This window comes from Arthrobacter sp. Y3221159, from assembly GCF_059089885.1.
Genome location: NZ_JBNHFC010000003.1, coordinates 173,813 through 192,004, shown reverse-complemented (window position 1 = coordinate 192,004; position 18,192 = coordinate 173,813). Strand labels below are relative to the sequence as shown.

Annotated in this window: 20 protein-coding genes; 12 read left to right on the top strand and 8 right to left on the bottom strand. The window is 66.3% G+C overall.

Annotation, left to right across the window (positions count from 1 at the left end; genetic code table 11):
* Positions 1–2: 2 nt before the first annotated feature.
* Both AC5RT3_RS05025 and AC5RT3_RS05020 read right to left on the bottom strand, forming a co-directional pair.
* Positions 3–629, bottom strand: coding sequence for a response regulator (locus AC5RT3_RS05025; RefSeq protein ID WP_494052136.1), 627 nt, complete (start codon positions 627–629; stop codon positions 3–5).
* Positions 626–1,861: a sensor histidine kinase gene (locus tag AC5RT3_RS05020; protein WP_494052135.1), complete on the bottom strand. Its 1,236-nt coding sequence runs from the start codon at positions 1,859–1,861 to the stop codon at positions 626–628. The genes AC5RT3_RS05025 and AC5RT3_RS05020 overlap by 4 nt, the downstream gene beginning before the upstream one ends.
* Before the next feature lie 192 nt (positions 1,862–2,053).
* Between AC5RT3_RS05020 and AC5RT3_RS05015 the strand changes: the two genes are divergently transcribed.
* The gene (locus tag AC5RT3_RS05015) at positions 2,054–2,617 is read left to right on the top strand and encodes a GlcG/HbpS family heme-binding protein (protein WP_494052203.1); all 564 of its coding nucleotides are present in this window, start codon (positions 2,054–2,056) and stop codon (positions 2,615–2,617) included.
* A gap of 9 nt (positions 2,618–2,626) precedes the next feature.
* Positions 2,627–3,316 carry an ankyrin repeat domain-containing protein gene (locus AC5RT3_RS05010; RefSeq protein ID WP_494052134.1) on the top strand — a complete coding sequence of 230 codons (690 nt, stop codon included), beginning with the start codon at positions 2,627–2,629 and terminating at the stop codon, positions 3,314–3,316.
* 67 nt (positions 3,317–3,383) lie between these two features.
* Here the strand turns inward: AC5RT3_RS05010 and AC5RT3_RS05005 are convergent, their stop codons facing one another.
* From AC5RT3_RS05005 to AC5RT3_RS04995, 3 genes are read right to left on the bottom strand one after another with little or no spacing between them, the layout of a single operon-like run.
* Complete coding sequence (locus AC5RT3_RS05005) at positions 3,384–4,577, bottom strand: acetyl-CoA acetyltransferase (protein ID WP_494010888.1); 1,194 nt, start codon at positions 4,575–4,577, stop codon at positions 3,384–3,386.
* Positions 4,574–5,245 carry a CoA transferase subunit B gene (locus AC5RT3_RS05000; protein WP_494010887.1) on the bottom strand — a complete coding sequence of 224 codons (672 nt, stop codon included), beginning with the start codon at positions 5,243–5,245 and terminating at the stop codon, positions 4,574–4,576. Before AC5RT3_RS05000 ends, AC5RT3_RS05005 begins: the two co-directional genes overlap by 4 nt.
* Before the next feature lie 30 nt (positions 5,246–5,275).
* Entirely contained in the window at positions 5,276–6,004 is a 729-nt protein-coding gene (locus tag AC5RT3_RS04995; RefSeq protein WP_494123641.1) for a CoA transferase subunit A, read from the bottom strand.
* Positions 6,005–6,177: 173 nt separating this feature from the next.
* On the opposite strand from AC5RT3_RS04995, the gene AC5RT3_RS04990 reads away from it, so the two are divergent.
* Complete coding sequence (locus AC5RT3_RS04990) at positions 6,178–6,969, top strand: IclR family transcriptional regulator (RefSeq protein ID WP_494123640.1); 792 nt, start codon at positions 6,178–6,180, stop codon at positions 6,967–6,969.
* Positions 6,970–7,072: 103 nt separating this feature from the next.
* On the opposite strand, the gene nadE is transcribed toward AC5RT3_RS04990, so the two are convergent.
* Positions 7,073–7,927: an NAD(+) synthase gene (gene nadE / locus AC5RT3_RS04985; RefSeq protein ID WP_494010884.1), complete on the bottom strand. Its 855-nt coding sequence runs from the start codon at positions 7,925–7,927 to the stop codon at positions 7,073–7,075.
* 74 nt (positions 7,928–8,001) lie between these two features.
* On the opposite strand from nadE, the gene pyrE reads away from it, so the two are divergent.
* From pyrE to AC5RT3_RS04965, 4 genes are all read left to right on the top strand, one after another.
* Entirely contained in the window at positions 8,002–8,586 is a 585-nt protein-coding gene (gene pyrE / locus AC5RT3_RS04980; protein ID WP_009357201.1) for an orotate phosphoribosyltransferase, read from the top strand.
* A gap of 152 nt (positions 8,587–8,738) precedes the next feature.
* Positions 8,739–9,506, top strand: a complete 768-nt coding sequence (locus AC5RT3_RS04975) for a GAF and ANTAR domain-containing protein (protein WP_494010883.1) — start codon at positions 8,739–8,741, stop codon at positions 9,504–9,506.
* Positions 9,507–9,606: 100 nt separating this feature from the next.
* The gene (locus AC5RT3_RS04970) at positions 9,607–10,218 is read left to right on the top strand and encodes a hypothetical protein (protein WP_494123639.1); all 612 of its coding nucleotides are present in this window, start codon (positions 9,607–9,609) and stop codon (positions 10,216–10,218) included.
* A 69-nt stretch (positions 10,219–10,287) separates the two neighbouring features.
* On the top strand, positions 10,288–11,328 hold the full coding sequence (locus tag AC5RT3_RS04965) for an alpha/beta fold hydrolase (RefSeq protein WP_494123638.1): 1,041 nt from the start codon (positions 10,288–10,290) through the stop codon (positions 11,326–11,328).
* On the opposite strand, the gene AC5RT3_RS04960 is transcribed toward AC5RT3_RS04965, so the two are convergent.
* Positions 11,325–12,152 carry an HAD-IIA family hydrolase gene (locus tag AC5RT3_RS04960; protein WP_494010880.1) on the bottom strand — a complete coding sequence of 276 codons (828 nt, stop codon included), beginning with the start codon at positions 12,150–12,152 and terminating at the stop codon, positions 11,325–11,327. The two genes, AC5RT3_RS04965 and AC5RT3_RS04960, sit on opposite strands and share 4 nt — an antisense overlap.
* Before the next feature lie 53 nt (positions 12,153–12,205).
* Between AC5RT3_RS04960 and AC5RT3_RS04955 the strand changes: the two genes are divergently transcribed.
* From AC5RT3_RS04955 to AC5RT3_RS04945, 3 genes are all read left to right on the top strand, one after another.
* Entirely contained in the window at positions 12,206–12,880 is a 675-nt protein-coding gene (locus AC5RT3_RS04955) for a TrmH family RNA methyltransferase (RefSeq protein ID WP_494010879.1), read from the top strand.
* Between the two features lie 153 nt (positions 12,881–13,033).
* On the top strand, positions 13,034–14,053 hold the full coding sequence (gene fbaA, locus AC5RT3_RS04950) for a class II fructose-bisphosphate aldolase (protein WP_494123637.1): 1,020 nt from the start codon (positions 13,034–13,036) through the stop codon (positions 14,051–14,053).
* Positions 14,054–14,473: a DUF3151 domain-containing protein gene (locus AC5RT3_RS04945; protein WP_494123636.1), complete on the top strand. Its 420-nt coding sequence runs from the start codon at positions 14,054–14,056 to the stop codon at positions 14,471–14,473.
* A 74-nt stretch (positions 14,474–14,547) separates the two neighbouring features.
* On the opposite strand, the gene AC5RT3_RS04940 is transcribed toward AC5RT3_RS04945, so the two are convergent.
* Positions 14,548–15,180: a uracil-DNA glycosylase family protein gene (locus AC5RT3_RS04940; RefSeq protein WP_494010876.1), complete on the bottom strand. Its 633-nt coding sequence runs from the start codon at positions 15,178–15,180 to the stop codon at positions 14,548–14,550.
* A gap of 323 nt (positions 15,181–15,503) precedes the next feature.
* Between AC5RT3_RS04940 and AC5RT3_RS04935 the strand changes: the two genes are divergently transcribed.
* Both AC5RT3_RS04935 and AC5RT3_RS04930 read left to right on the top strand, forming a co-directional pair.
* On the top strand, positions 15,504–16,559 hold the full coding sequence (locus tag AC5RT3_RS04935; protein ID WP_494052122.1) for a M14 family zinc carboxypeptidase: 1,056 nt from the start codon (positions 15,504–15,506) through the stop codon (positions 16,557–16,559).
* A 245-nt stretch (positions 16,560–16,804) separates the two neighbouring features.
* Entirely contained in the window at positions 16,805–18,094 is a 1,290-nt protein-coding gene (locus AC5RT3_RS04930; RefSeq protein WP_494052121.1) for an adenylosuccinate synthase, read from the top strand.
* The last annotated feature ends 98 nt before the right edge of the window (positions 18,095–18,192 follow it).

Sequence of the window (18,192 nt, the reverse complement as noted above, 5' to 3'; positions counted from 1 at the left end):
GCTCAACGCATGCCTTCACGGCGGATCGCGGTGGCTATCGCAGCCGCCCTGGTCTCCACTCCGAGCTTGGCATAGATGTGGGCGAGGTGGGTCTTGACGGTGGCTTCGGAGATGTAAAGGCGCTGGCCCAGTTCCCTGTTGCTGAGCCCCTCAGTGAGGAGGCTGAGCAACTCGGCCTCCCGCGGGGTGAGGATCTCGTCCGGGTTGCGCAGCTGCTGGAATAACCGGGACGCCACGGGCGGGCTCATGACGCTTTTGCCCTGCACGGCTCCGCGGATGGCAACGAAGATTTCCTCCGGCGCGGCATCCTTCAGGAGATAGCCCATGGCGCCGGCGTCCACGGCGCGCACAATGTCCGCATCGGAGTCGTAGGTGGTGAACACCAGGATGGCCTGCCGCTTGTTGAGCCCGCGGATCCTGCGGATGGCCTCGATGCCGTCCATGCCCGCACCCATGGCCAGGTCCATCACCACCACAGCGGGGGAGTGCTCGCGCACCTGGACCAGGGCTTCCTCGCCGGAGGCGGCCTCTCCCACCACCGCGATGTCCGGCTGGGTGCCGAGCAGGGCGCGGAGCCCGCTGCGGACCACCAAATGGTCGTCCACCAGCAGGACGGTGATGGCGCTCATGCTTTACCCCCCGCGCCTTCGCCCACGGCTGGAGCCGCGGGCAGCTGGGCGGCCACGATGGTCCCTTGACCGGGTGAGCTTTCCACGGAGAAGGTACCGCCAAGCTGTTCCACCCGCTGGCGCATGGCCCTCAGACCGTACCCTCCGGCGTCCGACGGCGGTGCTGCCGCCGCCGGATCAAACCCGGCGCCGTCGTCGTAAATGTCCAGGGTGACGGCCTCCGGAAGGAATCCCAGGGTCACGGTGGCGGCAGTGGCTGACGCATGCAGCTTGATGTTGGAGGCGGAGCTTTGCACGACGCGGAGCAGGGCATGGCGGACCTCCCCGGACACGTGCCGCGGTTCGCCGGTCACCAGGAGCCGGGTCTGGGGCACGTACTGCCTCGCGGCGACGAGCAGGGCTTCGGGCAGGGGGGACCCGTCCAACCCGGGGGAGGCCAGTTCGTGGACGAGGCTGCGGGTTTCGGACAGGTTGGTGCGCAGGAGCCCGGCTGCCTGCCGGAGTTCGTCCCGGGCGGCAGGGCGTGGCCAGGCCCGTCCGGCGGCCTCGAGCAGGAGCAGGCTGCTGGCCAGTCCCTGGGTGACGGTGTCGTGGATTTCCCGTGACACGCGTTCGCGTTCGGCAATGGTGCCCGCGCGGCGCTCACTGGCGGCCAACTCGCCCTGCGCCCGCGAGACTTCAGCGTGCAGGCGGCGCTGTTCCTCGGCGTCGTGCTGGATGCGGTCGTAGATCAGTGTCAGCATCAGTCCCACTGCCAGCGGGCCCAGGAGCATGGCGAGGTCCGTGCCGTCGCTCATCCGGAACAGCCCCGCTGCCGTGGCTGCCGCCGTGGTGCCTGCCGCCAGGTAGGCGGCGGTTCCGGCCAAAGCGCTGCGGCAGAGGAAGAAGAGCGCGAACGAGCACCAGGCAAAGCTCGGGGCCGCGACCACCAGCACCGCCCAGACAGCCACCAGGGTGAACATCCACGGCATGCCCGGCCTGCCCCGCGCCGCGAGAACGGCCACGGCGGCATAGAGCAGGCTCGCCGCGGCAGCCAGGCCCAGGATCAGCAGGTTGTCGGCGGGGCTGTGCCGCATGACGTAGCGCACCAGCGAGGCCACCAGGAGCACCGCGAATCCCAGGTGCACTGCGGTGCCGATGCTGCCCAGGCCGGTGCGGGGTGTATCCCGCCGGGGCGGGGTTCCCGGGGCGGCAGCGGTGGCCGGGGCAGTGCCGGCGGCTCGGGTAGGCATGGGATGTCCCGTTCTGGCTGGTGGGAAACGCTACCTTCCATGCTATTGCCCCCGCCGATGCTGGTCTCTCAGCCATTTGGCTGATACGGCTGGCTTTTGGGTGGAGGCTTCAGCAGACGAAGGCCCGATGCCCGTCGCCGCCGCCCCCGGAAGGATTGGTGCGTACCCACCATGACCGTCCTAGGAGACACCGTGAAGAAGTCGCACAAAGCCTTCGCCGCCGCCGCTGCCGGCGCCCTCGTCCTGACCGCCGGAGCTACGGCGGCAGCCAACGCCGGAACCAGCCCCGCACCGGCAGCGGTCCCCGCCGTCGACGTCCAGCCCGTGCCCGAAACGGTGGTGCAGCAGAACCGCATCAGCGTGGGGGCATCGGCCACAGCCGTCAGCGCAGCCCTGGCCAAATGTCAGGCGGACAGGCTGCCCTTCGTCACCGTCGCGCTGGTGGACCGGTTCGGCACCGTCCAGGCGCTGCTCCGCGGTGACAACGCCGCCGAACACACCATCGAAGCGGCCAAGCAGAAGGCGTATACCGCTGCCGCCTTCGGTGCCCCCACCAGTGAACTGGCCAAGCGCATCAACGGCACCGGCCCTTCCATCGCCGACCTCCCGGGTACCCTGTTCCTGGCCGGCGGCGTCCCGCTGAAGGTCAACGGCGTCTCGGTGGCGGGCATCGGCGTCGGCGGTGCTCCGGACGGTGCGCTGGATGAAGCCTGCGCCTCGGCAGGGGCTGATGCCATTGCCGGCACTGCCAAGTAGGCTCCGCGTATGAGGCGATTCCGGATTGCCGTGATGCTTGCCGCCGGCGGGCTGTTGCTCAGCGCCTGCCAGGCCGGTCCGCCGGAGCCGCAGGCGGTTGACTCTGCGTCCGCCCCCGCCCCCTCCAGCCCCCTGCCCGCTCCCGGACAGCCCCCGACGGCGGCGCCCTCCCCGCCGCCCCCACCGGCCCTGTCCGCCGGGGAACAGGCGCAGCTGGACCAGGAACTGATCGCAGCCGCCAAGGCCAACAACGCCCCGCTGGTGGCCTCGCTGATCGGGCGGGGCGGGAACGTCAACGCCAAGGACGCCATCCAGGATTCCGCGTTCCTCTATGCCGGAGCCGAAGGCTTCAACGAGGTCCTCCGGCTGACGCTGGCGGCGGGTGCGGATGTTGCCAGCACCAACCGCTACGGCGGGACGGCACTGATTCCCGCGAGCGAGCACGGGCACGTGGAGACGGTGCAGATCCTGATCGCGGCCGGGGTGCCGGTAAACCACGTCAACAACCTGGGCTGGACGGCCATGCAGGAAGCCATCCTGCTCAACAACGGTGGCCCGCGCCAGCTGGAAGTGGTGCGCCTGCTCCTGGACGCCGGTGCGGACCCGGACATCAGCGATCCGGAGGGCCGTACTGCCCTCCAGAACGCGGAGCGGCGGGGGTTCGCGGAAATCGCGGCCCTGATCCGCTCCCGCAGCTAGAGTTTTTGTCCAGATACGGCGGCTTCCGGGCCGCGTAAGTCGCCATATCTGGACAAGACTCGAAGGGTTAGAGGGCTTCGAGGATGCTGACGTAGTTGGCGATGCCCACGCCGCCCATGTTCTGGACCGCGGCGCGGCGGGGGCTATTCAGTTGCATGTCGCCGGCGGTGCCGGTGAGCTGCATGGCGGCGAGGACGTGCTGGGAGACGCCGGTGGCGCCCACGGGGTGGCCCTTGGATTTGAGGCCGCCGGAGACGTTGACGGGCAGCTTCCCGTCCTTGAACACCCAGCCCTCTTCCAGGGCGCGGACGCCCTGGCCGGGGTCGGTGAGGCCCATGGCCTCGTACATGAGCAACTCGGCGATGGTGAAGCAGTCGTGGACCTCCGCGAAGTCAAGGTCTGCGATTCCGACGCCGGCCATTGCCAGGGCGCGCTGCCAGGATACCCGGGTGGCTTCGAAGGCCACGGGGTCACGGCGGGAGGCGGGGAAGAAGTCGTTCGCCTGGCCGAACCCGGCCAACCGCACGGGCGAAGCCGCACCGCCCGTAGGTGATGTGGACAGGACGACGGCGGCGGCGCCGTCGGATACGGGGGAGCAGTCCGTGCGGCGCAGGGGATCAGCCACCATGGGATTCCTGTCCGAGACAGTGCGGCAGAACTCCTCGCCCAGGTCCTTGCGGAGCTGGGCGTAGGGGTTGTCCACGCCATTGCGGTGGTTCTTGGCCGCGATGGTGCCCAGCACGTCGCCGAGCTTGCCTTGGGGGTCGTAGCGTTTGGCGTAGTGCTTGGCCACGTCGGCGAACAGCCCGGTGAAGCCTGTGGTGGAGGACTTGCCCGCCATGTCGTAGTCGGCGCCCAGCAGCCCGGCGCCCACCACGTCGGCTCCGGCATGGGTCATCTTCTCCGCACCGATCACCAGGACGGTCCTGGCGGTCCCGGCGAGCAGGGACTTGGTGCCCTGCTGGAACGCGGCGGAGCCGGAGGCGCAGGCGTTCTCCACCCGGGTGGCGGGAACGTTGGCGAGGTCGGGGGAGACCTGCAGTGCCAGCGACGACGGGAAGGCCAGGGGCACCATCCCCGAGTTGAACTGGCCCACGTAGACCTCGTCCACCTGTCCGGGATCGATCCCCGCGGTGTTGATGGCGTCGGTGGCCACCTGCACGATCAGGGACTCCAAGGTGTCGCCGGTGAGCTTGCCGAACTTGCTGTGCCCCCATCCGGTGACGAGGATGTCCTTGCCGAACTGTTCCTTGAGGCTCATGCGATGGCTCCTTCGCGCTCGAGGGCGATGTCGAATTCCGCGCCGGTCTTGTCGTGGATCTCGCTGAGCGTCACGTCCGGAGCGAGGCGGGTGAGCGTGAGCCGCCGCCCGCCGTCGTCCTTCTTCACCAGGTCGAAGACGGCAAGGTCTGTGATGATGCGGTCCACGCAGTCCAGCCCGGTAAGTGGCAGCGTGCATTCGCTGACGATCTTTGGGGTGCCGTCTTTGGCGTTGTGTTCGGTGAGGACCACGACCCGGGGTGTGCCGGCCACCAGGTCCATGGCACCGCCCATGCCCTTGACCATCTTGCCGGGGATGGTCCAGTTGGCCAGGTCGCCGGTGCCAGAGACCTGCATGGCGCCGAGGATGGCGACCTTGACGTGCCCGCCGCGGATCATGCCGAATGAGGTGGCGGAGTCGAAGATGCTGCCGCCGGGCAGGACGGTGACGGTCTGCTTGCCTGCGTTGATCAGGTCAGCGTCCTCTTCGCCCTCGTAGGGGAACGGGCCCATGCCCAGCAGGCCGTTTTCGCTCTGCAGGACCACGCGGATGCCGTCGGGCAGGTTGTTGGCCACCAGCGTGGGGATGCCGATGCCCAGGTTCACGTAGTCGCCGTCGTTCAGTTCCTCGGCCGCGATGGCGGCCATTTCATCCCTGGTCCAGGCCATGGGTTTCTCCTTTGAAAAAGTGGTGGGTGTTCAGACGGCCAGCGCTTCAGCGGCGGGCTCGGTGCGGGGCCGGACGGTGCGCTGTTCGATGTCCTTGGCCCGCGCGGTGGCCTGCACCAGGCGCTGGACGAACACGCCGGGGGTGACGATGTGGTTCGGGTCCAGGGCACCGGGCGGGAGGATGACCTCGGCCTCGGCAATGGTGAGCTTCCCGGCGGTGGCCACCACGGGGTTGAAGTTGCGTGCGGTGTAGCGGTAGATGAGGTTGCCGCCGGTGTCGGCGGTGTGGGCGTGGACCAGCGCGACGTCGGCCACGATGCCGCGCTCCTGGACGTACGTTTCGCCGTCGAACACCTCGTGCGGCTTGCCCTCGGCAACCAGGGTGCCGACGCCGGTCCTCGTGTAGAAGGCGGGGATACCGGCACCGCCGGCGCGCAGCCGCTCGGCCAGGGTGCCCTGCGGGGTGAACTCCACCTCGAGCTTTCCGGCGAGGTACTGCTCCGCGAACAGCTTGTTCTCGCCCACATAGGACGCGATGACTTTGCGGACCTGGCCCGCTTCAATCAGGATCCCCAGGCCCTTGCCGTCCACGCCCATGTTGTTCGAGACCACCGTCAGGTCCTTTACCCCGGAATCCCGCACGGCCTCAATCAGGTCGGAGGGAATACCGCTCAGGCCGAACCCGCCCACGGCCAGGGTCATCCCGTCCTCAAGCGTGCCCTGCAGGGCCGCAGCGGCCGCGGGGTGAAGTTTGCTCATGGTTTCTCCTCGTTGAGCGTCGGCGTGTCCACTTTATGGACCAATGGTTGTGCCTTCGAGGCTAAAGAGGCTGATTGGGGGTGTCAAGAGGCGGAATCTGGTCAAAAACGTGCGCATCTACACTGTGGACGGTAGGCTTCTGCGTGTCCATATTATGGACGAAAGGAGCAGGAATGGGTGCAGTTCAGGTGCAGGGAGCGCAGGTGGTCAGCAGGATCGCCGGATTGTTACGCCTGGTGTCGCGCAGTGCGGAGGGCATGCCGCTGGCCGGCCTGGTCCGCGAATCCGGGCTGACCCGGCCCACGGCCCATCGGCTGCTGACCTCCCTTGCGGGCGAGGGACTGCTGGACCAGGATCCAGCATCCGGCAACTGGGTGCTGGGGCCGGAAGTCCTTTTGATGGGGTCGGTCGCCTCTGCCCGGTTCCCGCTGGAGGACATTGCGCGCCCCAGCCTGCGCCGGCTCGCTGAGGCCACCGGGGAGAGTGCCTTCTTTTCCGTCCGCCGCGGCACGGAGACCGTCTGCCTGCTGCGGGAGGAGGGCAGCTTTCCGGTCCGGTCTTTCGTCCTCCATGAGGGCGTCCGGTTCCCCCTGGGTGTGGCCTCCGCCGGCACGGCCATCATGGCGTTCCTGCCTGAGGCCGAGCAGGAGGAGTTGCTGGCGGACTGGACAAAGCATGCGGGCACCTTCGCCGCAAACCACACGGAGCAGCTTGTCCGCGAGAACCTGGCCCATACCCGGTTGCAGGGCTACTCAGTGAACCCCGGCCTGGTGCTTGAAGGCAGCTGGGGGATGGGCGCGGCCGTGTTCGACCGGTCAGGCCGGCCCGCCTGGGCCCTGTCCCTGACGGGGATCGAGCCCCGGTTCCGGCCGGACCGCCAGGAAGAGCTGGGCGCGCTGCTGATGGCGGAGGCCCACCGGATTACCCAGCAATTGGGAGGCGACGGCGGCCGGCTGCTCCGCTGAGTCTCCCCGCCTTTGCCGCAAAATGACGACGGCGCGCCCGCCTCTTGGTGCGGCGCGCCGTCGTGCTTCCTCAAAGATGGGGAATATCAGCGGCGGTGGCTGGCTACAGTCCGGTGCGTGCCTCTTCGGGACCCTCGCCCTTCCACCAGGTGTCGAAGATACTGACGGGCACAGTGCGCTTGTGCCGGGTACGCAGGTACTTCTGTTCGATGCGTTCCGCGACGTCCCCGGGAACGTCCCGGCCCTCCAGGTAGTCGTCGATCTGGTCGTAGGTCAGGCCCAGCTCGTCTTCATCCGTGCGGCCCGGCTGGTCGTCCAGGAGGTCTGCGGTGGGTACCTTTTCCCAGATCCGTGCAGGGGCGCCAAGCTCTGCCAGCAGGGCGCGGTTTTGCCGCTTGTTCAAGCCGAACAACGGAAGGATGTCCGCGCCGCCGTCGCCATATTTGGTGAAGAATCCGGTGACGGACTCCGCGCCGTGGTCGGTGCCGATCACCAGGTAGTTGTGCTCGCCTGCCAGTGCGTACTGGGCGATCATGCGGGTCCGGGCCTTGGTGTTTCCCTTGTGGAAGTCGGAAATTTCGCTGCCCACGGTCTTTTCGAACTCGTCCTCGAAACCGTCAACGGCGGCGGAAATGTTGAAGGTCCATTCCGTCTTGGGCCTGATGAAATCAAGGGCGGCCTGGGCGTCCTCCTCGTCGTGCTGGACACCGTAGGGAAGGCGCACCGCCACGAAATTGGCCTCCACGCCCTCGGCCTCCAGCTCGTCCACAGCCAGTTGGGCGAGCTTTCCGGCCAGGGACGAATCCAGGCCGCCGGAAATGCCCAGGACAAATCCCCTGGTCTGTGTTGCCTTCAGGTAGTCCTTAAGGAACGTGACACGCTTGCGCACCTCCCCGGCGGGATCGATCCGGGGCTGTACGCCCATTTCCTTGATGATGGTGGCCTGGAGTTCGCGCATGTGCTCCAGCCTAGCCAGCGGCGTTGACAGTGCTCAAGCATGTCCACCGGCCTGTCCCGACTAAACTGGAACCCATGACTTCCCCCAGTGAGACTGCAGTGGATGCTGCAGCTGCCCGTGCCCGCCTGCTCGAACTGATCAAGGAACTTGCCGTGGTCCGCGGCAAGGTGATCCTCTCCAGCGGAGCGGAGGCTGACTACTACATCGACCTCCGCCGGATCACACTGCACCATGAGGCATCCAAGCTGGTGGGCCAGGTAATGCTTGCGCTTGCCGACGACGCCGGGATCGACTTCGAATGCGCCGGTGGCCTTACCATGGGGGCTGACCCGGTGGGGACGGCCGTGATGCATGCAGCCGCCGACGCCGGCCGAGCCGTTGACGCCTTCGTGGTCCGCAAGGCGCAGAAGTCCTACGGCATGGGCCGCCAGGTGGAAGGCCCGTCCGTGGAAGGCCGCAAAGTCCTGGTCCTGGAAGACACCTCCACCACCGGCGGCTCCGCCCTGACGGCCGTCGAGGGCGTCCGCAACGCCGGCGGCAATGTTGTTGCGGTGGCAGTGATCGTGGACCGCGATACCGGAGCCAAAGAAAAGATTGAAGCCGAAACCGGTGTTCCCTACCTGTTTGCGTTCAGCAAGGACGAGCTGGGACTTTCCTAGCCGCAGCCGTCGACCCCGCACGCCGGAGGGCGGCGGGGGTCAGCTGTAGCAGCGTTCCGTGGACTGGGGCTGCACCCTTTGTTGGATGACCGGATGAGGCTGGCCTATCATTTGCCATAACCCCTTAACTCCCCGTACGGAGAACTTGCCCCATGCTCCCCTCTGAACAGCCCTTGAACACCAACGAGCAGATCCAGAACCTCATCCTGGACAGTGCCGATTTCGAGGACTTCCTCAACGAGCTCGCGCGGTTCTCCGCGCACCAGGTGGCAGGCGATGGAGAAGACGCCCTCTGTGGTATTACCCTTCTGCGTGACCGCAAGGCGGCCACCATCGGCTGGAGCAGCGACTCGGCGCGGGAAGTGGACGAGATCCAGTATTCCCTGGCACAGGGCCCCTGCCTGACTGCGGCCGAGGAGGAGCGTGAGGTCCACGTGCCGGACCTCCTTCAGGAGAACCGCTGGGGTCCCGACTACGCGAATGCGGTGGCCTCGCATGGCCTCCGGTCCGTGCTGTCCCTGCCCTTCAACCTGCAGGGCGAAGCCAAAGCGGCGCTCAACCTGTACTCGGACGTTCCGCGCAAGTTCGATGAAAAGGCTGCCGCGAAAGCCCGCGGCTACACCCGGGAGATCTCCCAGGCCCTGCGGCTGGCGGTGCGGTTCTCGCTGCATACGGACAGTGCGGCAAACCTCCGTGCCACGCTGGAGTCCCGCACTATCATCGATATCGCCGTGGGAATCGTGATGGCCCAGAACCGGTGCAGCCAGCAGGCGGCAGTGCAGATCCTCACCGAGGCTTCCAGCAACAGCAACACGAAACTGCGGGATATTGCGCGGTCCCTGGTTGATTCAGTGGGTGGCAGCGGCACCCGGACGCATTACCAGGAGCCAAGCCAAAGGCAGTCCGACCGGACTGCCTGATGCCCGGCGATGTTACTGGCGGGTTGTGCCCGGCTCGGACTCGGGGTTACGCTTACCGAGGTTGAGCCGTCGGCCATAGACACCCTTTTTTGGAGTACCTATGGACCGCGCACTGAACGCCCTCGTTAATCTCGACGTCCCCGCCGATACCGTGCGGATCGATGTCCGGGGGAGCCTGAACCACGAGTCACGCCCCGACCTTGTGCACATCATCCGCCGCGTCCGGCGTATGGGCATCCGCTCGCACATCCGGGTTGACCTTTCCCGGGCTGCGCTGGTGGAGTCCGCGGCACTGGCGGGACTGCGGAGCGACCTCAACGCCATGGACATCACCGCGCTGGCAGGAATTGACGGTGCCGGCGTATCCCTCCAGGTCTCCACACCCACTGGCAGTTGGGCATCTCCTGCAGGTCCGGCGGGCCGGACTTTTCCTCTTCCCGACGACGACTCCCTCCTTCCTGACGTCAACCGGGACTTCCTGGGCGTCCCGGCTGCCCGGCTGGAGGAGCTGTTCTGCCGGTCGCTGCAGGAATACTCGGGTGAAGAGCTCCTTGCGGCCAGCGACACCCTGTTCGCCCTGCTGGACAACCCCAGGGCACTCGCAGGCTCGGACCTCCTGGGCCGCTACAACGACATTGGCCGGGAAATCCTCCGGCGCCGGCAGCATCCGGAAGCGCCGTCAACCGCGGCAGAGGGCCGGACAGCCATCTGACCCGGCGTCACTGAATGGTTACACCCCGCTGCTTGCGGCGGTGTCTTCGGTTGTGCCTACGGTAGAGGCGTGCCGTATGAGGGGGAGGTAAATCCGCAGGACCGGCGCGGGTCTTCCGCGGCCCGCCTGCTGGCGGAAGCGGCTGCCCTGAAACGCTTTTCCCGGCGCACGTTCCTCACTGGTGCCGGCGCCTCAGGATTGCTGGCGGCGGACATGCTCCTCACCCGGGAGGTCCAGTCGCAGCGCCGGACCAATAGGATCCTGCCCGTAACGGACAACTTCGCAGATGCGTACTATCCGGACGCCAGCTGGTTCCTCTTCCCCGGCTACAAAACCAGCTGGGAAGAAGCGCAGTGGATACTGAACTCCCTGCGCGGGTCCCTGAACAAGCGGGCCCGGCTGGCCGCCGTCGGATACTCCAACCAGGGGCTGGATATTGATCGGGTGGTGATCGCAGTGATCGAGTACGTCCGCGCCCAAAAGCTCACCAAGCTCTTCTTCTACGGGCACAGTTTCGGCGGCATGGTGGCAACCCAGGTGGCCGCACGGCTCCTGGAGCTCCACGGCGTGGAGGTGCAGTTCATCGTGCTGGACTCCAGCCCGTACAGCAAGCATGACGTCCTTGACCAGAGCTGGTTCGATGGCGTGGTGTTCCTCTACGAGCGCGGCTTCCGGTTCCCGTCCGCCCTCCGTGGCGGCTACGAACTGGGCGAACGCGTGATCCACAAGGACGAGCGCAGCTGGCGGCAGATCCTGGACCAGACGGTGGAACAGCTGTCACCGATCGCCCCGTCCAGCGTGCTGGTCCAGACGGAATCCGCCTACATCTACTACTTTGACGGGTCCCGGTTCGCAGGCCGGATCGGCAACGCCAAGATGGCCTACATCGGGAACCCGAGAGACCGCACCGTGCGTTACCAGACCGCAGCCGAGGCCTGGGCCGTGGCGTTCAAGGACAACATGGTCTCCACCGACCTGCAGACCACAGATGCAGCCCCCGCCCACGCCAGCCCCGGCTGGAACCCCAACGTGTACAACCCCATCCTGGAGGAACTGATGAACGGCTTCTTCCCGCTGCCCCGGGGCGGGTCCAGGGTGAGTGTGTTCTAGAGCTGGTTTTTCAGGTCCGCCACCGAGTTCAGGACCTGGTTGGGCCGGAACGGGTAGGCGCCGATGTCATCCCGTCCGGTGATCCCCGTGAGGACCAGGACGGTATGCAGGCCCGCCTCCATGCCCGCGATGATGTCCGTGTCCATCCGGTCCCCGATCATGGCGGTGGTCTCGGAGTGCGCATCGATCTGGTTCATGGCGGAACGGAACATCATCGGGTTTGGTTTGCCGACGATGTACGGTTCCCTGCCGGTGGCCTTGGTGATCAAAGCTGCGATTGCCCCCGTTGCGGGCATGGGGCCGTCCTTGGACGGGCCGGTGGCATCCGGGTTGGTTGCGATGAAGCGGGCACCGGCGAGGATCAGCCGGATGGCGGTGGTAATGGCCTCGAAGGAATAGGTGCGCGTCTCGCCGAGCACCACGAAGTCCGGGTTCTGGTCGGTGAGGATGAAGCCTGCCTCGTGGAGCGCCGTCGTAAGCCCTGCCTCGCCGATGGTGTAGGCCCTGTTGCCGGCTTCCGAACGCACCTGGTCCTTGAGGAACTGCGCGGTGGCCAGGGCCGAGGTCCAAATGTTCTCCTCGGGGACCTCCAGGCCGGAGGAACGCAGCCGGGCGGCAAGGTCGCGCGGGGTAAAAATGGAGTTGTTGGTCAGCACCAGGAAGCGCTTGGATGTGTCCACCCACCGCTGGATCAGTTCAGCTGCACCCGGGATTGGCTGGTTCTCGTGGACCAGGACGCCGTCCATGTCCGTCAGCCAGCACTCAATGTCCTGGCCGCTGCGGTAAACCGCCGGGTTGCCTACTACCTGGTCTGCTTCTGCCACGCTTGCCTCCGCCGGTTGATGTTTGGTCCAGTGGTCCAGTCTAGTGTTGAGGGGTGAACCAAACGCCCGGCACGCCTGACCCCGCCAACCCGCAGCCCGAGGAGGCCGGGGCACCCAAGGCGGAAGTCGGCGTCGGACCCTGGGAGGGCGACCTGCCGGAAGGCGACCACTGGGACCCGGACCTGCTGGCCGACGGCGACCGCCGCAACGTGCTGGACAAGTACCGCTACTGGAAGCACGAGGCGATCGTGGCGGAACTGGATTCCCGCCGGCACAACTTCCATGTGGCCATCGAGAACTGGCAGCACGACCTCAACATCGGCACGGTGGTGCGGACCGCCAACGCGTTCCTCGCCAAAGAGGTCCACATCATTGGACGACGCCGGTGGAACCGGCGCGGCGCCATGGTCACCGACCGCTACCAGCACGTCCGCCACCATCCCACCGTGGAGGACTTCGTGGCGTGGGCGCAGGACGAGGGCCTGGCGATCATCGGAATCGACATCTTCCCCGACTCCGTGCCCCTGGAAACCTACGAACTGCCCAGGGACTGTGTGCTGGTTTTCGGCCAGGAAGGTCCGGGCCTCACGCCCGAGGTCCACGCTGCGGCCGAGGCCACGTTGTCCATTGAACAGTTCGGCTCCACCAGGTCCATCAACGCCGCCTCCGCAGCAGCCATCGCCATGCACGCCTGGGTCCGCAGGCACGTCTTCAACCAGCATGTGTAGCGGGCAGCGGGGCACGTAATCCCAACTCGCTGGAGTGTTACCGAGGGCTGACCCGAATCGCCTGGGCTGTGGCGGATATCGCTAGGATGGTGCTAGCCGTAAAGCGGTCTACGGGTTACCAGCCCTCAGACGAAACTCAGCATAGGAGTCAGCATGCCCATTGCAACCCCAGAGATCTACTCCGAAATGATCGACCGCGCGAAGGCAGGCGGCTTCGCTTACCCGGCGGTGAACGTGACCTCCTCGCAGACCCTGAACGCCGCACTGCGCGGTTTCGCCGAGGCTGAGTCCGACGGCATCGTCCAGGTTTCCACCGGCGGTGCCGCCTACTGGTCCGGCGCCTCCACCAAGGACATGGTTGCCGGTTCCCTGGGCTTCGCGGCCTTTGCCCGCGAGGTGGCCAAGAACTACAACGTCAATATCGCGCTGCACACCGACCACTGCCCCAAAGACAAGCTGGACGGCTTCGTCCTGCCGCTGCTGGCCGCCTCCGAGGCTGAGGTCAAGGCCGGCCGCAACCCGCTGTTCAACTCCCACATGTGGGACGGCTCCGCCGAGACCCTGCAGGAGAACCTGCGCATCGCCCGCGAGCTGCTCGAGCGCACCGCCGCCGCCAAGATGATCCTCGAGGTTGAAATCGGCACAGTGGGCGGCGAAGAGGACGGCGTTGAGAACGAGATCAACGAAAAGCTCTACACCACGGTTGAGGACGCCCTGGCCACCGTCGAGGCGCTGGGTGCCGGCGAGTACGGCCGCTACATCACCGCGCTGACCTTCGGCAACGTCCACGGCGTGTACAAGCCCGGCGGCGTCAAGCTCCGCCCGGAGATCCTCAAGGACATCCAGGCCCAGGTGGGCGCGAAGATCGGCAAGGAAAACCCGTTCGACCTGGTGTTCCACGGCGGCTCCGGCTCCTCGGACCAGGAAATCGCGGACGCGGTCTCCTACGGCACCATCAAGATGAACATCGACACCGACACCCAGTACGCGTACACGCGTCCGGTGGCCGACCACATGTTCAAGAACTACGACGGTGTCCTGAAGGTGGACGGCGAAGTGGGCAACAAGAAGACCTACGACCCCCGCGTCTGGGGTGCCTCCGCCGAAGCCGGGCTCGCAGCCCGCGTGGTGGAAGCCACCAAGCAGCTCGGCTCGGCCGGAAAGACCTTCTAAATGTCGGACGAGTTCCGCAGGAACCTCATGGGTCCGGAGCCCACGCTCCTGCCCGCCGAGACCGAGGTGTACCAGGATCTCGCCCTGGGCCAGGAAGCTGTGGACCTGGTGGCGAAGAACCCCACGTCCTCGCTCCTGTGGGCCATCCTGGCCGAAGAGGCGTGGGCAGAAGGGCGCACCATCGACTCCTACGCCTACGCCCGGGTGGGCTACCACCGCGGGCTCGACGCGCTGCGCCGCAACGGCTGGCGCGGCGCCGGCCCCATCCCCTGGGAGCATGAGCCCAACCGCGGGTTCCTGCGCGCCCTGTACTCGCTGGGGCGGGCCTCGGCAGCCATCGGCGAGCCGGAGGAGCCAGAGCGCATCGAGAAGTTCCTCAAGGACTCCGATCCCGCGGCCAAGGCAGCTATCGAAGGCTAGCAAGAAAAGAACGGCGGCGGGCGGTCACCTTCTCCAGGAAGGTGACCGCCCGCCGTCGTACGTCCCGGGTGGGGTTAGCTGGATTTTTGCAGACCCGTCCGGGCCATGGCGTCGGCGTAGGCGACGCGCATGTCCTCCAGGTATTCCGCCTGGCGGGCCGGGGAACCGGCAAACGCGCGGCCGCTGAGGGAGCGCACCTTGTAGGTCTTGAGCCCCCGGCGCCACAGGAGGGGCACCTCGGTCTTCAGCAGCAGGTTTGCCAGGCGGTTGGCCTCGGTGCCATGGGCCACGATCACGGATGCGCGGGGGACCAGCGCCAGGAATTTGAGCAGCGGCTTGAGGCCGGACTGGATCTGGTCCGGAGTGAACTTCCCGTTGGCCTCGCCGGGGACGTGCCACGGGTGGACGTTCCACGGCATCACGAACTCCGGGCGGAGGCCCAGCTTCCACTGGATCCCGAGCATGCGGGTGGCGGCGTCCTGGTCGCCGGCGGTGATGAAACCTGACGGATCTGCTTCACCGATGTTCGAGAACAGGCTGATGATGCGGCATTCTTCGACGTCGTGCATGGGATCGACGTAGGGAACCGTGGTGCCGGGCCTGGTCTCCTGCAGGGAATCGCACAGTTCGTTGACGGCGGCGACGTTGGGCTCGTAGCGGCGGCTCAGGAGTTGGTCATGGAATGATTCGGGGGCCAGTGCTGTCATGTACTGCTGGGTCTCCTGCGGGGATTGGCGGTGCGTCCGCCGGCGGAGTCGGGCGCGAGGAGGCGCGGCGCATCAGCGGCGGTAATTGGGGGTGGGCCGGTTCCTGGCCGGCCTTGTCCAGTCTACCAAGCCCCGCGAAGCGAAACGCCGGTGGTCCCGCTTTGCGGCAAAAGGAAGCAATCCCGACAAACCTCGACAAGCAGCTGTCGAGGTTTGTCGAATTGATTGACAGAAACCGTTTACCTTGGTTGGCTGTTGTCACAGTCGCAATGGGGGGCATGGCGGCTGGACGCACCTAATGCACTCGAAAGAGGTAACGCGCTGTGAAAAAATCCTTGAGGGTCCTTGCTGTGTCCGGAGCGCTGGCACTCGCCGTCGTCGCGGGACCGGCCCCGCTGGCTCAGGCCGTGGGCGAAGGCCCCAACTATGACGGCAACGGACAGATCACCACCTCCAAGCTGGCCACCTATGACCAGATGGTTTCCTTCCTGAAGGACCAGGACGCCAAGCAGCAGGCGATGGAGCTGGAAGTCATCGGGCAGACCGTCAAGGGGCGGGACATCCACCTGGTCAAGTACATCTCGGACCCGGCCAAGCCCACCATCCTCTACCTCACGCAGCAGCACGGCAACGAACAGCTCACCACCGAGGGCGCGCTGGAATTCGTCAAGCACCTGGGGACGGGCAAGTCAGGGGACCTCCTGGCCGGCGTCAACATCCTGATCGTTCCCATGCTGAACGCCGACGGAGCCATGGGGGACGTGAACTTCCCGCTTGACGACTATGTTGCCAAGGGTGACCGCAACCTGACCCGCTACAACGCCGAGGGCGTGGACCTGAACCGCGACCATGTGGCCAAGGTCCAGCCCGAAACGCAGGCGCTGCACAACAATGTAATGCGCAAGTACGACATCGATTACATGATCGACCTGCACCACCAGGGCACCCGGAGCGAGCGTGACGGCGAACTGGTTTCCGGCTCCATCCTGTACCCCACCACCCCCCACGCGGACCCCGCCGTCGTCGAAAGGTCCAAGCAACTGGGTGCCGTGGTGTTCGACAACGTTGACTCCACGGGCTGGGGCCACCTGGGCAAGTACCAGGGCGGCAGCGCCGAAATCATCAGCCGCAACGGCATCGCCGTGGAGTACGGGATTGCCACCCTGCTGTTCGAGATGCGCGGCATGTCCGACCACTACGCGGACGGCGTTGCGCTGGGCCTTCGCAGCAACGGCTACCTGATCAAGCAGACGGTCACCACCCTGACATCCACCGCGGCGGCCATCGCGGACGGTTCAATCGCCGACGCCGACACCTCCTTCTGGGACAGCCTCGCCGAGCAGACCTCTCGGCCGGGCGGGGAAGCCGACGACGAGTAAGGCATAAGCCCGCCCGCCATTGCCCTCCTTTACCTTCCGTAAAGGAGGGCGGTGGCCAAACGAGGGGACAAGGAGTGCCATCCGCTAAACTTGGGTGGTAAGGGCCCCGGGGCCATCGCGCCGCAGTTCCGTCCGCGGGACAATGCACGCCGGTCCACTCGGGGCATTCTCATGAACGGCGCTGCCCCAGGACTGCCACGATGTGGCGGGCTACTGGAGAGCCCGAACGAATGGGGGAGGATCCCATGCCAGCAATTGTGATCGTAGGAGCCCAGTGGGGCGACGAAGGTAAAGGCAAAGCCACCGACCTGCTGGGCGGCCGCGTCGATTACGTCGTCAAGCCGAACGGCGGCAACAACGCCGGGCACACCGTCGTCGTAGGCGGTGAAAAGTACGAACTCAAGCTGCTCCCGGCAGGCATTCTCAGCCCCAACGCGGTTCCCATCATCGGCAACGGCTGCGTAGTGAACCTCGAAGCACTGTTCCAGGAAATTGACGGCCTGCAGGCGCGCGGCGCCGATACCTCCAAGCTCCGCGTCTCCGCCAACGCCCACCTCGTCGCCCCGTACCACCAGGTCCTGGACAAGGTGACCGAACGTTTCCTCGGCAAGCGCGCCATCGGCACCACCGGCCGCGGCATCGGCCCCGCCTACATGGACAAGGTGGCCCGCCTGGGCATCCGCGTGCAGGACGTCTTCGACGAATCCATCCTCCGCCAGAAAGTGGAAGGCTCACTGCGGCAGAAGAACGAACTCCTGGTCAAGGTCTACAACCGCCGCGGCGTGGTGGTGGACGAGATCGTGGAGTACTTCCTGTCCTTCGCCGAGCGGCTGCGCCCGTTGGTCATCGACAGCACCCTGGTCCTGAACACCGCCCTTGACGAAGGAAAGGTGGTCCTGATGGAAGGCGGCCAGGCCACGTTCCTGGACGTCGACCACGGCACCTACCCCTTCGTCACTTCCTCCAACCCGACCGCAGGCGGCGCCTCGGTGGGCTCGGGCATCGGCCCCACCCGCATCTCCCGGTCCATCGGCATTATCAAGGCCTACACCACGCGCGTCGGCGCCGGCCCGTTCCCCACGGAGCTCTTCGACGACATGGGCCTGTACCTGCAGAAGACCGGCGGTGAGTTCGGCGTCAACACCGGCCGCCCCCGCCGCTGCGGCTGGTACGACGCCGTCCTGGCCCGCCATGCCTCCCGGGTCAACGGTTTCACGGACTACTTCGTCACCAAGCTGGACGTCCTCACCGGCATCGAGCAGATCCCCGTGTGCGTGGCCTACGACGTCGACGGCGTGCGCCATGACGAGATGCCGATGACGCAGACCGAGTTCCACCACGCCAAGCCGATCTTCGAGTACTTCGACGGTTGGACCGAGGACATCACCGGTGCCCGCACCATGGCTGACCTGCCGGACAACGCGCGCAACTACGTCCTCGCCCTGGAGAAGCTTTCCGGCACGCGTTTCTCCGCCATCGGCGTGGGACCTGACCGGGACCAGACCATCGTGGTGAACGACCTCATCAACGACTGATCCCCCAGCACAGCCAGTCCTGAGGCGGCGGCGGACCACCATTCCTGGGTCCGCCGCCGCGGCATTTAAGCCGCATTTGAGGTGGCAGGCAATTTACA